Genomic DNA, 13,442 nt, shown 5'->3' with positions numbered 1-13,442 from the left:
GTTGATAAGGCCATGCGGGCTTTAGGTTTGCCTGGGAAATCTTTTGTGCCCATGATCGTGGGGTTTGGCTGTAATGTTCCAGCCATCATGGCTGCACGAACACTGGATTCAGAAAGGGAGCGCTTATTGACAGTTTTTGATGAGCCCTTTCATGTCTTGTAGTGCCCGTTTGGCCATTTATGCAGTTTTTGTTGCAGCTTTTTTCCCTAGTGGTGGGCAAAATGTGGTGTTTTCTCTTTATTTGATTGGGATCTTAATGGCTGTGCTGACCGGTTTTATTCTGCGCCAAACGACGTTGAGCGGCAAAGCCTCACCATTGATTCTGGAATTACCCGCTTACCATAAACCGGCTTTAAAGCGTTTGTTGAGAGAAACCTCTCTACGTTTACGGTATTTTGTTATCCGTGCTGGCCGTTTAATTGTTCCTGTCTGCGTGATTTTAGGCGGTTTGAATGCATTGACTATACAGGGTGGTCTTAGCACCGGTGAAGCGAGTACGCAGTCGGTGCTGTCTTTGTTAGGCCAATGGTTAACACCTTTTTTGCTCCCATGGGTTTGCAGCAAGATAATTGGCCTGCTACGGTGGGTTTATTAACGGGTATGCTGGCGAAAGAGGTAGTTGTTGGTTCTTTGAATTCACTTTACGCTCAACTTGGGAATATTGGCCAGGCGGGTGTGGCGAATTTTGATTTTTGGGCTTCCTTGCAAATGGCAGTCTGGTCAATTCCCCAGAATTTGGCGGATTTAGGGCATGCTTTGTTAAATCCTATTGTCGCGAGTGCGCCAGATGGAGAAATGTCACAGTCTGTCTATGGCATGATGGCTCAACGCTTTGATGGACGAGTAGGTGCTTATGCCTATTTGCTGTTCATTTTACTTTATATCCCTTGTGTTTCAACAATGGCAGTCATTCGCCAGGAAGCTAGTCGTTCATTGATGTGGTTTTCTATTATCTGGTCTTTTATTATTGCTTATACAATGGCAGTTTTGTTTTATCAGTTGGCAACATTTTCAGCTCATCCGCAGGAATCAATTCTCTGGATTATACTGATGGTCGCTTGTGTTGGGCTTGCTGTTGGATTTTTATTTTACAAAAAATCTATTTTTGGAGAGGCACATGTTGTTTCAAATTCGTGAGTATATACGTCGCGCACGAGTGGCCAGTAATCAACAAATGGCGCGTGAATTTGGGCTTGATATCCAAGCATTGCAACCTATGCTGGAGCTCTGGCTACGAAAAGGCGTCATTGGTTGCTGCCAGGAAAAACCAGTCTGCCAAAGCAGTTGCTTTAAATGCAAAATTCAACCACCAATCTATTATCAGTGTCTTGAATAGGTTGAATAAACGCCTTTTTGTCACTTATTTTACATTTTCTTGAGTTTTTTAGCCGTGCTCCATCTACCATTTTGGGCTAAGATAGAGTTATAAAAATTGATAACCGGTACCAAGAATGCCTGATAACGAACAAAATGCTGAAATTGGTTTTTCAGAGCTTGGAGCAGAAGTCCAGAGTAGGGTCATGAATGATTATGAGGATAACCCACTTGGACGCGTGGAAGATGTTTACCAATTATGGTGGCATTGGGCTGATTTTGAATTAGCGATTATTACTCCGACGATTGAGCCGATATCTCCTCCGATCATTCTTAATCCCGAGCCTTTACCTGATTCCAGCGAGGTGGAATTTGTCTATCCAATTTATGACCATGGGTTTAAAATGGTTACTTCCAAGGGACAGGAGATGTACTCTGCCGGAATGTCGATGTGTAAATTATTTTATACTATCGAGAAAATGATTTATTTGTTGGTTGAGCGATTAAAAACTGGCGGTATTGATGCTGAAACAGAGGTGCAGATTGCTTTTGCGGGCCATGAGCTTGCACAGCGTAAGGCCTTTGAGTCGGTAATTAATTTAAATTTTAATGTTGTAGTAACCAATTTTGATCCCGGACTTTGGGGCGAGCGTTATCTGCAAATCGTAAAACGACTCGCTGATAAAGGCTATGGTTATCCCCCAGAGGCGCCGCGCGAGAGTTTCCGCCAGTCACATGGAGCAACACCAGGGATGTCTCGTTAACTAGACGGGAGTCTTTGGGATTTTCTCGTGTCATCGACAATTATCTGCTGAAACTAATTCGGTTTTTGTCCAGCGTAAAAGTAATTTTTGCGGGTTCTCCCACTTTATCAACGCGCCTAGTGCTGCCGGTATTAAAAGAATGAGGCGCATTATAGCTTGTAATAAGCTGGGATTACCTTGTTCAGTAATAATGACTAAATGCCAGGCACGCATTCCAATAGTTTTTCCTCCATAACAAATAGAAAGCAAATAATACATCAAAAAAATAGCTAATAGACTGACTTGATACCAGCGTGAGGCGGGTGGAATGGCTACACCATGGGTAGTACTAAGGCAAATAGCTGTAAAGGCAAAAAATAAAGCAAGTAGAATAAATCCATCATACAACTGAGAGGCCAAGTATTTTAGTGATAACATAACTATTCCTTTAAGAGGGGGCGCTCATGGCTTTTTTGCTCAGTGCTACTTGTTCGAGGCAATCAATATAAATTTGACTTAGGTCAAGACTGGAATAAGCGGTTTTTTAAGAGTATCCCAATGTCCCTCTTCATAAGCAACGACTGTTGCAAGTAATTCTCCCAAAGCGCCCTTACGGGCAGTCAAGGCTAATTTGATTTCGTCTGTCAGAGTAATTTTATCGACTAGATTACTCATAGGACTATCCATTAAGCTATCTAATACTGAAAGTAACCCAGTAGTATAGGCGCTTTGGGGGCAAATACTAGGTTGTGTTTCAGCCAGTTTTTGTGCCATTTGTGCGCGGATTAACCCTGATTCAACAAGTTCCAGTGGTTTTTTGGAAATATTGGTCATTGATACGGCCATCACCCAGTTTTTTAAATTTGCAATCCCTAGTCGCACAACAGCTTGTTCAATCGATTCAATAGCTTGAAAACCAGAAAAGGCAACAGAGTTAACTACTTTTAACAGTTGGTAGCTTAACACGGGATCGGTTTGGATTAATTCGACAATAGTTTCTATGTCAGTCTCTGCCTGCTGCAATTTACTAATTAACTCCAAGAGATTAAATTTGTTCGTTGCAATTTCTGTATTTTCAGTTTCCTGGGTTTGGAAGAGAAAATTACCGCAATAGTAGTCCATTGCCATGGTTTTACAGCGTTCAAAATTCATATATTCACTCAGTCCGTAGGCAATCACTTTACGTTGCCGATCTTGACTGAATTTCACTACTTTAGTCAGGTTGGTGGCTTTCATTAACTGTTCACTGAGGGCAATGTATTCGGCAAAATTCAGCCACGCTAGCTGTTCGGGTTTATCAATCACCAAGGCAAACGTGGATTTGGATGTTTCTAGTTCTGCTCGCGGACAGATTGTATCAATGTCTATAGCAGCAAGTTTTAAAACAATGGGGTTAACAATGGAGGACTCTGCCTGCTCAACCAAAAATTTAAACGTATAGGGGATAAACACGAGTAGATTTTTCTCGGTATTGGCAAGTATGGTGGTGAAATGTTCGAATAAATTTTCATGTTCCTTTGCTTGTTGATTAGCGATAATATCTACGGCCACACATTCTAATTGCTGATTATAAATAGGGCGTTTGATGAGCATGGCGATGTCCCTATAAGCCTTGTAATAGAAGCATAGTATGAGTATAGCCAGATAGCGAAAAAGAGGTTGTAGAACAATTTTATGCGTTGTGTACAGCGTGTTTTTCTACTGTGGGTTGCATTTCGTTGATTGTATATCACCGACCAATATGCGTAAAAATGACCCCATTGATACTTATAATAATCATTTAACTCGCCTTCGCGAGCTTGAACTTTGCGCTAAAAAACAGAGTGGTATACTGCCCACGTTTTCAATTTTAAGTGGGCTGCATGATTTTGCTCAAGGGCTGATTATGGCCTTATTTATGCTATAGTTATAACCACTTTTCTCTTAAGGAAGATTTTGACAGTGAACCAAAAAAGACCAGTAAATCTTGATTTGGCGACGATGAAATTTCCAGCAATGGCAATTGCCTCGATTTTACATCGTATATCCGGGTTGATATTGTTCCTCTTGTTGCCATTCATGCTCTATTTTCTTAGCATGTCGCTCAACAGTGCTGAAACTTTCTCCGAGTTGCATAACTTACTTGCCAGCCCTTTTAATAAGCTTCTATTATGGGCTTTTGGTGCCGCGTTGGTTTACCATTTGCTTGCAGGTATCCGCCATTTGCTTATGGATTTAGGCTTTGGAGAGGATGTTAGTGCAGGTCGTCACAGCGCTATTTTTGTTATTGTTTTGGCGGTAATTCTGACAATTTTTCTAGGAATCTGGATATGGTAACCAATGTAACAAGCTTAACTGGTAATGGTTTAAAAGATTGGTTAATTCAGCGAGTAACAGCGGTTTATTTCGCTGCTTATTCTTTGTTTTTATTAGGTTATATAGTGTTGCATCCGCAGTTGGGTTATGACCAGTGGGCTACTCTGTTTCATTGTATCTGGTTTCAGATTGCTAGCATCATTGCCTTGTTTACACTGAGTTTGCATGCTTGGATAGGCATTTGGACTGTAACCACGGATTACATGAAATGCACAGCGCTGAGGCTTACGATTCAGATGCTGGTTGTCTTGTGGCTGCTAGGTCAGTTTATTTGGGGCTTAATGATTGTGTGGGGGCGATAAGCATGGCATTTGCACGTAACAAATTCGATGCAGTAATTATTGGTGCGGGCGGTGCTGGAATGCGTGCTGCTCTACAATTGGCCAATTCAGGATTAAAGGTTGCCTTGTTGTCGAAGGTGTTTCCTACTCGTTCACATACCGTGTCTGCACAGGGAGGAATTACTGCCGCGCTTGGTAATGCTGATGAAGATGATTGGCGTTGGCATATGTATGATACAGTGAAGGGTGCTGACTATATTGGTGACCAGGATTGCATAGAATACCTTTGCAAAACAGGACCGGAAGCTGTTTATGAGCTTGAGCATATGGGATTGCCTTTTTCACGTATGGATAATGGCAAAATTTATCAGCGTCAATTTGGCGGCCAATCCAAAAACTTTGGTGGTGAGCAAGCAGCACGTACTTGTGCGGCTGCTGATAGAACTGGTCATGCGCTATTGCATACACTGTATCAGCAAAATTTAAAGGCTAAAACTCACGTATTCAGTGAATGGTACGCGCTTGATTTTGTCAAAGATGCCCACGGTCATATTGCAGGCGTTACTGCAATGTGTATCGAAACGGGTGAAGTGGTTTTTTACCAAACTCGCGTATGCATTCTTGCCACAGGGGGTGCCGGTCGTATTTACCAATCAACGACAAACGCCTTGATTAATACAGGCGACGGTTTTGGCATGGCGTTACGCGCAGGTCTGCCTTTGCAGGATATGGAAATGTGGCAATTCCATCCTACAGGTATTGCAGGGGCCGGTGTATTAGTCACTGAAGGTTGTCGCGGAGAAGGTGGTTACCTCATCAATAAAGACGGCGAGCGTTTTATGGAGCGTTATGCGCCACGAGTAAAAGATTTGGCGTCGCGCGATGTGGTTGCTCGTTCAATGGCATTGGAAATTCGTGCCGGGAAAGGGTTTGATCCTAAAGGGGTTGATCACGTTAAACTAAAACTTGATCATTTGGGTGCTGATTTGATTATGTCACGCCTACCTGGTATTCGTGAGTTATCAATGAAATTCGCCGGTGTTGATCCTATCGTTGAACCAATACCTGTTGTTCCTACTTGTCACTATAGTATGGGTGGAATTCCTACCAACATGCATGGTCAGGTATTGGGCCGAAAAAATGGTAAAGAGCACATTGTCGAAGGACTTTATGCTGTGGGTGAATGTGCCTGTGTTTCTGTCCATGGCGCTAACCGCTTAGGTGGAAATTCACTCTTGGATTTAGTTGTTTTTGGTCGTGCTGCTGGTATTCACGTAGAAGAATTATGGCAGTCTAACCAAATGCCAGAGATGCCGTATATTTCTGAAGACGACATTGCTGCTTCTTTGGAGCGATATCAGCGTTGGGAAAATTCAAAAGAGGGAGAGAGTGTTGCTGTCATTCGTGATGAAATGCACCGCGTAATGCAGGAAGATTTCGGCGTTTTCCGCACAGGCGAAGTAATGGCTTCAGGCTTGCATCGATTGGACGCTTTACGTAAGCGCTTAGCCAACGCGTATTTGGATGACAAGAGCAAAATATTCAATACTGCACGCATTGAAGCATTAGAATTGGATAATCTAATGGCAACGGCCTATGCAACGGCGCAATCAGCACTCACACGAACGGAAAGCCGTGGTGCACATAGCCGAGAAGACTATCCTGGACGTGATGATAAAAATTGGATTAAACACACGTTGTATTTTGCGGAAGGTGATGTAATTGATTTTCGCCCAGTGAATGTATCACCTAAATATATTGCGCCATTTGAGCCGAAAGAACGTGTTTACTAGAGAGGATATGCCGTGGCTGACACTAGAAATTTAACCCTGTCGATTTATCGCTATAATCCTGAGAAGGATACTAAGCCTTATATGCAGGATTATGAGATACAAGTTCCAGTTAAAAGCGATCCTATGCTGCTTACTTTGCTTGAGCGTTTAAAAGCAGAACAGGATCCAACCATTACGTATCGCCGTTCTTGCCGTGAAGGAGTCTGTGGTTCTGATGGAATGAATATTAATGGTACTAATGGCTTGGCTTGTATTACGATTGTTTCACAGTTGAAAACGGACAAAATCGTGTTGCGGCCTTTACCAGGATTCCCTGTAATACGTGATCTCGCTGTTGATATGACTCAATTTTATCAACAATATGAGCGTATTGAGCCGTATCTGCAAAATGATAGCGTTGCTCCTGCGCGTGAGCGGCTACAGTCGCCTCAGGAGCGTGCTCAACTTGATGGCTTATATGAATGCATATTATGCGCATGTTGTACCAGTTCATGCCCATCTTTCTGGTGGAATCCAGATAAATTTGTCGGTCCTGCTGGGCTCCTGCAGGCGCGACGTTTTTTGGCAGATAGTCGTGATACAGCCAAGCAACACCGTTTGGATAAATTACAAGATCCTTTCAGTGTATTTCGCTGCCGTTCAATCATGAACTGTGCGAATGTCTGTCCGAAGGGACTCAATCCGACAGAAGCAATTGCTAATATTCGTAAGCAAATGCTGACCCAGGAAACTTGATAGCGATTTTCTTGTTGCCCCGATAAAATTGGGGCGCACCCCTTTGGAGAGAACAACTATGAGCAGTAGTGACCTGCAAACTCAATGGGCTTCTTCCTATTTGTCAGGTGGAAGCATGGCTTACGTCGATGGTCTATATGAAGACTACCTGACTGATCCGAATTCAGTTCCTGCAGACTGGCGGGCAGCTTTTGATGCCTTGCCAACAGTTGATGGTGTGGCCAAAGAGATTTCCCACCGAGATATTCGTGATTATTTTTTGCACAACAGCGATAAGAAACGGGTGCAGGTTGTTACTTCTCAGGATAGTAAGCAATATCAAGTTGCTCATCTGATGAATGCATATCGCGCCCACGGCCATCACGCTGCTAAACTTGACCCTTTGGGGATGGCTGAGCGGGTGAATGTACCAAGCCTTGAGTTGAGTTATCACCAACTCTCTGAAGCGGATATGAATCGCTCTTTTTTGCCGGTAAATATTTCAATGGTTCTGAGATGCCGTTACGTGAAATATTTCAGGCATTGCGTGACACTTATTGCGGTAGTATTGGTATTGAGTACATGCATATTTCTGATAACGCGGAAACAGAATGGTTGCAGCAAAAAATGGAGTCTGCTCGCGGTCGACCTAGTTTTGATAAGCAGAAAAAACTAAATATTCTTAGCGACTTGATTGCGGCTGATGGTCTAGAGCGTTATTTGGGAACACGTTATGTAGGTCAAAAGCGATTCTCTCTTGAAGGGGGAGATGCGTTTATTCCTATGATGAAAGAGCTTATTCGCAGAGGGGGCAGTGACGGTGTTAAGGAAATCGTTATTGGCATGGCGCATCGCGGTCGTTTAAACGTCTTAGTCAACGTATTGGGTAAAGAGCCTGATCAACTGTTCCAGGAATTTGAAGGAAAGGTTAAGTACGAGCGTACTGGCGATGTGAAATACCACATGGGTTTCTCGTCAGATATACGTACGGAAACAGGGGAAATTGTGCATCTGGCTTTGGCATTTAATCCTTCTCACTTGGAAATCATTGGTCCAGTGGTTGAAGGTTCTGCACGTTCCCGTTTACGGCGTCAACATGATTTAGATAAGAAAGATAAAGTTGTTCCTGTTGTTGTTCATGGTGATGCAGCGTTTGCAGGCCAGGGCGTAGTAATGGAAACGTTTAATTTTTCTCAAGCCCGCGGTTATTCAACCGGCGGGACAATTCATATTGTGATTAATAACCAAATTGGTTTCACGACGTCGAATCCTTTAGATGCGCGCTCTACTTTATATTGTACTGATGTCGCAAAAATGGTTCAGGCACCTGTTATTCATGTGAATGGTGATGATCCGGAGGCCGTTGTTTTTGCAACGCAAATTGCTTTTGATTTTAGAATGAAATTTAAGCGGGATGTGGTGATTGATCTGGTTTGCTATCGTCGTCATGGCCATAATGAGGCCGATGAGCCTGCGGTTACTCAGCCGACCATGTATAAAAAGATCAAATCAATACGTACCCTGCGAGAAATCTACGCAGATGAATTAATCGCTCAAAACCTTATTAACAGCAAAGACGTTGATAAGTTGGTTGAGGGCTACCGCGATAGACTCGATAAGGGAGAAGCAGTTGTTGAACTAGTTCATGGTGACTATGAAGGGCGAGTAGCTGTTGATTGGACTCCCTATATCAATGCTAAATGGACGGATAAAGCGGATACCACCATTAGTAAAAGTACGCTGCAATTACTCTCAAAACAGCTACACACGTTGCCAGATGGTTTTGAATTGCATCCAGTTGTCAAACGTCTTCTTGCCGAGCGGGAAAAAATGAGTGCTGACGAAATCCCAATGAACTGGGGTTATGCAGAAACAATGGCATACGCAAGTTTATTGCATGAAGGTTATGGTGTGCGCCTATCGGGGCAGGATTGCGGCCGTGGCACTTTCGCTCATCGCCATGCAGTATTGCATGATATAACAAATGGGGAAACCTACGTACCGCTGGAAAAAACGGTGACTGATCCGCACAAATTTTTCACGGTTATTGATTCCGTTCTTTCAGAGGAAGCGGTGCTTGCCTTTGAATACGGTTATGCCTCTTCTGAGCCGACGTCTCTCGTATTATGGGAAGCCCAGTTTGGTGATTTTGCCAATGGTGCTCAGGTTGTTATTGATCAATTCATTAGTTCTGGTGAGCAAAAATGGGGACGGTTGTGCGGTTTGGTAATGTTGTTACCGCACGGTTACGAAGGGCAGGGACCAGAGCACTCTTCTGCGCGCCTGGAGCGTTTTATGCAGCTTTGCGCGCAGCATAATATTCAGGTATGTACTCCAACAACGCCAGCTCAAATGTTCCATATGCTGCGTCGTCAAATGTTACGTAAATTCCGTAAGCCTTTGATTGTCATGACGCCAAAGAGTTTGTTACGTCATAAACTGGCTGTATCTCCCTTATCGGATTTAACGAAGGGTAAATTTCATGCAGTCATTCCAGAAATAGATGACATAAATGCAGCTAAAGTGACGAAAGTAGTGTTATGTTGTGGCAAAGTTTACTATGATCTATTGCAAAAAAGACGTGATGATAAATTAAATCATATAGCCATTGTGCGTGTGGAGCAGCTTTATCCGTTCCCGAAAAATGTTGACTCAGGAATTGGAAAAATTTCCGCAGGCGAAAAAGATCGTTTGGTGTCAAGAAGAACCACAGAATCAAGGCGTATGGTTTTCTTCCCAACACAATATCATAGATTGTTTGCGAGATGATCAATCCTTGCATTATGCTGGCAGAGAGTTTGCGGCAGCTCCTGCAGTGGGTAGTCCTATACTACACGCGCAACAACAGCAAGCACTGGTTGAACAAGCTCTATTGGATTAAATTGATTAGATAATATAAGAAGGTATAACCATGTCTATTGAAGTTAAAGTCCCTGCTTTACCTGAATCGGTAGCAGACGCCACTATAGCTGCGTTGCATAAAAAAGTTGGTGACAGAGTTACGCGCGATGAGAATCTCATTGATTTAGAAACAGATAAAGTGGTACTCGAGGTACCAGCTCCTGTCGACGGCGTGTTAAAGGAGATCCTTTTTAAAGAGGGTGATACAGTTCAATCTGGTCAACTATTAGCCCGTATAGAGGCTGGTGCAGCCGCTGAACAACCTGCAGCTAAAGAAGAAAAGCAGCCGGTTAAAGAGGCTAATCTTGCCAGTGAAGATAAAGCAGCAAGTCCAGCTGTAAGGCGCTTGCTTGCGGAGAATGATCTGCAGTCTGGTCAGATTTCTGGTTCGGGTAAGGATGGTCGTATTACGAAGGAAGATGTTATTGCGTTCATCGAATCAGGTCGCGAAAAACATCCAAATCGACAACGGAGCCAGTCGCTCAATTACCAATGGGTGCACGTGAAGAGCGCCGTGTACCGATGTCAAGGCTAAGAGCAAAAATTGCTGAGCGCTTAGTCCAAGCACAACATAATGCTGCAATGTTGACAACCTTTAACGAAGTTAACCTGAAAGCAGTCATGGATTTACGTGCTCAATATAAAGATGGTTTTGAGAAAAAGCACGGTGTAAAACTCGGTTTTATGTCTTTCTTCACCAAGGCTGTTGTTGAATCTTTGAAGCGTTTCCCAGCGGTAAATGCCTCCATTGACGGACAGGATATTGTCTATCACGGCTATTACGATATTGGTATTGCCGTATCTACTGAGCGTGGTTTAGTTGTTCCAGTCGTGAGAGATGCTGATCAAATGAGCATGGCTGATATAGAGAAAGCGATTAATGATTCAGCAACACGCGCCAGACAAGGTAAATTGGGCATGGAAGAAATGCAAGGTGGAACATTTACCATTACCAATGGTGGGGTATTTGGCTCTTTACTAGCGACTCCCATCATTAATCCGCCGCAAACCGGTATCTTGGGTATGCATAAAATCGAAGACAGGCCGATTGTTGAAAAGGGCCAGATCGTTATTCGTCCAATGATGTATGTGGCTCTTTCCTATGACCACCGTTTAATTGACGGTAAAGAATCAGTGCAATTTTTAGTGAGTGTAAAAGAACTGCTGGAAGATCCATCACGTTTATTACTCAATGTTTGATAATGAAATTTAACCGCAAGACCCGCATTGCCGGGTTTTGCTTTTTAAGGGTGCTAACGATGAATTTACATGAATATCAGGCCAAGCAATTGTTTGCTAGCTACGGCTTACCAACTCCCCGGGGTCAGGTTGCTTATAATGTGGAAGATGCTTTGCAAGTTGCTTCTCAATTATCAACGCCGAGATGGGTTGTCAAAGCTCAAGTACATGCAGGGGGGCGAGGTAAAGCAGGCGGTGTTAAACTGGTTTCTACTAAAGAAGAATTGGCTGCAGTTACCAAGTCATTGCTGGGTACACGCTTAGTAACTTATCAGACTGATGCAAACGGACAGCCGGTGAATGCTGTTTTAGTTGAGGAAACTTGTGATATTGCACGTGAACTATATCTTGGTGCAGTTGTTGATAGAGCTACTCGACGAGTAGTTATCATGGCATCCACGGAAGGTGGAGTAGAGATTGAAAAAGTAGCTCATGAAACACCCGAGAAAATTTTCAAGGTAGTGGTTGATCCTTTAGTCGGAGTGATGCCTTACCAATGCCGTGAAGTGGGTTTCAAGCTTGGTTTGAATGATGAGCAAATCAAGCAATTTACTCATTTAATGCTGGCACTTGGTAAGATGTTTGTTGAGTGTGATCTTAGTTTGTTGGAAATTAACCCTCTGGTGGTTACTAAGAACGGCCAAACTTCTTTGTTTGGATGGCAAAATTAATATCGATGGAAATGCTTTATACAGACAACCTAAATTAAAGAGTATGCGCGATACTACTCAGGAAGATGAGCGTGAAAATCGTGCGACTGATTGGGAATTGAACTACATCCCTCTGGATGGCTCAATCGGCTGTATGGTTAATGGTGCTGGTCTGGCTATGGCTACCATGGATGTGATCAAGCTGCATGGTGGTGAGCCGGCAAATTTCCTCGACGTAGGGGGTGGTGCCACAAAAGAGCGTGTCAGTGAAGCGTTCAAAATTATCCTTTCTGATGAAAATGTCAAAGGTATTCTGGTTAATATTTTTGGCGGTATTGTTCGTTGTGATTTAATTGCAGAAGGAATTATCGCAGCTGTTAAAGAAGTGGATGTGAAAGTGCCTGTAGTTGTGCGTCTTGAAGGAAATAATGCAAAACTAGGTGCTGAAATTTTAAATAAGAGTGATTTAAATGTAATCGCCGCAAACAGCTTAACTGATGCAGCGAAAAAGATCGTGGCGGCTGTCGCCTAATTACTTACTTGGTTACTTCCCAGGTGAATAAACGAGAAGTAGCTGGAACTAAATTTGAGGTTAAGCAATGAGTGTATTAGTAAATAAACAAACTAAAGTGATTTGCCAAGGATTTACGGGCAAACAAGGTACTTTGCATACAGAGCAAGCGATTGAATATGGTACGCGTATGGTTGGTGGGGTAACACCAGGTAAAGGTGGTCAGACTCACCTCGGTTTGCCTGTCTTTAACACCGTACGTGAAGCAGTGGATGAAACAGGCGCTGACGCCAGCGTGATCTATGTGCCAGCACCATTCTGCAAAGATTCCATCCTAGAAGCAGCGGATGCGGGTATTAAATTAATTGTTTGTATCACTGAAGGTGTTCCAGTACTGGATATGCTGCAAGTCAAAGTGTATTTAGAGAATAATACACACGCGAGACTTATCGGTCCTAACTGCCCAGGCATCATTACTCCTGGTGAATGTAAAATTGGCATCATGCCTGGCTCTATCCACTTACCTGGTAAGGTTGGTATTGTTTCGCGCTCTGGTACATTGACTTATGAAGCTGTTAAACAAACTACTGATAAAGGATTTGGTCAAAGTACTTGCATTGGAATTGGGGGCGATCCTATTCCAGGAACTACTTTTATCGATGCATTGGCACTTTTTGAAAAAGACAGCCAGACACAAGCGATCATCATGGTAGGTGAAATTGGTGGTTCAGCAGAAGAAGAGGCAGCGGAATACATTAAATCAAATGTCAGCAAGCCAGTAGTCTCCTATATCGCTGGTGTTACTGCGCCGGCAGGCAAGCGAATGGGACATGCTGGAGCGATTATTTCTGGCGGTAAAGGTACTGCTGCTGAAAAATTTGCTGCACTTGAAGCTGCTGGTGTTAAAACGGTTCGTTCGCCAGCTGATTTGGGTGATGCTA

Annotated in this window: 9 protein-coding genes and 4 pseudogenes; 11 read left to right on the top strand and 2 right to left on the bottom strand. The window is 43.2% G+C overall.

Annotation, left to right across the window (positions count from 1 at the left end; genetic code table 11):
• The 3 genes and pseudogenes from BN58_RS21100 to BN58_RS01420 form a co-directional block, all read left to right on the top strand.
• Nucleotides 1-1,137: pseudogene (locus BN58_RS21100) on the top strand (nucleoside recognition domain-containing protein); the annotation flags it as partial.
• A complete protein-coding gene (locus BN58_RS01425; protein WP_019215309.1) occupies nt 1,118-1,336 on the top strand; it encodes a FeoC-like transcriptional regulator in 219 nt (72 codons plus the stop codon). The pseudogene BN58_RS21100 and the gene BN58_RS01425, both read left to right, overlap by 20 nt.
• A 115-nt stretch (nt 1,337-1,451) precedes the next feature.
• Nucleotides 1,452-2,078 (top strand): hypothetical protein, encoded by a 627-nt coding sequence (locus tag BN58_RS01420; protein WP_019215308.1) that lies wholly within the window; start codon nt 1,452-1,454, stop codon nt 2,076-2,078.
• A 30-nt stretch (nt 2,079-2,108) separates the two neighbouring features.
• On the opposite strand, the gene BN58_RS01415 is transcribed toward BN58_RS01420, so the two are convergent.
• Nucleotides 2,109-2,495, bottom strand: a complete 387-nt coding sequence (locus BN58_RS01415; RefSeq protein ID WP_019215307.1) for an RDD family protein — start codon at nt 2,493-2,495, stop codon at nt 2,109-2,111.
• Nucleotides 2,496-2,573: 78 nt separating this feature from the next.
• A complete protein-coding gene (locus BN58_RS21095; protein WP_019215306.1) occupies nt 2,574-3,650 on the bottom strand; it encodes an EAL and HDOD domain-containing protein in 1,077 nt (358 codons plus the stop codon).
• Between the two features lie 348 nt (nt 3,651-3,998).
• Between BN58_RS21095 and sdhC the strand changes: the two genes are divergently transcribed.
• The 8 genes and pseudogenes from sdhC to sucD all read left to right on the top strand — a co-directional run.
• Nucleotides 3,999-4,373 carry a succinate dehydrogenase, cytochrome b556 subunit gene (sdhC, locus tag BN58_RS01400; RefSeq protein WP_026069179.1) on the top strand — a complete coding sequence of 125 codons (375 nt, stop codon included), beginning with the start codon at nt 3,999-4,001 and terminating at the stop codon, nt 4,371-4,373.
• On the top strand, nt 4,367-4,714 hold the full coding sequence (gene sdhD, locus BN58_RS01395) for a succinate dehydrogenase, hydrophobic membrane anchor protein (RefSeq protein WP_019215303.1): 348 nt from the start codon (nt 4,367-4,369) through the stop codon (nt 4,712-4,714). The genes sdhC and sdhD overlap by 7 nt, the downstream gene beginning before the upstream one ends.
• A gap of 2 nt (nt 4,715-4,716) precedes the next feature.
• The gene (sdhA, locus tag BN58_RS01390; RefSeq protein ID WP_019215302.1) at nt 4,717-6,486 is read left to right on the top strand and encodes a succinate dehydrogenase flavoprotein subunit; all 1,770 of its coding nucleotides are present in this window, start codon (nt 4,717-4,719) and stop codon (nt 6,484-6,486) included.
• Between the two features lie 12 nt (nt 6,487-6,498).
• On the top strand, nt 6,499-7,221 hold the full coding sequence (locus BN58_RS01385) for a succinate dehydrogenase iron-sulfur subunit (protein WP_019215301.1): 723 nt from the start codon (nt 6,499-6,501) through the stop codon (nt 7,219-7,221).
• A gap of 58 nt (nt 7,222-7,279) precedes the next feature.
• A pseudogene (locus BN58_RS21090) lies at nt 7,280-10,081 on the top strand (2-oxoglutarate dehydrogenase E1 component).
• A gap of 30 nt (nt 10,082-10,111) precedes the next feature.
• Nucleotides 10,112-11,301 (top strand): annotated as a pseudogene (odhB, locus tag BN58_RS21085) (2-oxoglutarate dehydrogenase complex dihydrolipoyllysine-residue succinyltransferase).
• A 59-nt stretch (nt 11,302-11,360) separates the two neighbouring features.
• A pseudogene (gene sucC, locus BN58_RS21080) lies at nt 11,361-12,522 on the top strand (ADP-forming succinate--CoA ligase subunit beta).
• A 67-nt stretch (nt 12,523-12,589) separates the two neighbouring features.
• The coding region (gene sucD, locus BN58_RS01365) for a succinate--CoA ligase subunit alpha (RefSeq protein WP_019215299.1) at nt 12,590-13,442 on the top strand (853 nt) is incomplete at its 3' end.

Origin of the sequence: Legionella tunisiensis (genome assembly GCF_000308315.1) — a bacterium.
Taxonomy (GTDB): domain Bacteria; phylum Pseudomonadota; class Gammaproteobacteria; order Legionellales; family Legionellaceae; genus Tatlockia; species Tatlockia tunisiensis.
Note: the sequence above shows the minus strand (reverse complement) of the source record. Positions and strands in the feature narration are given on the sequence as shown.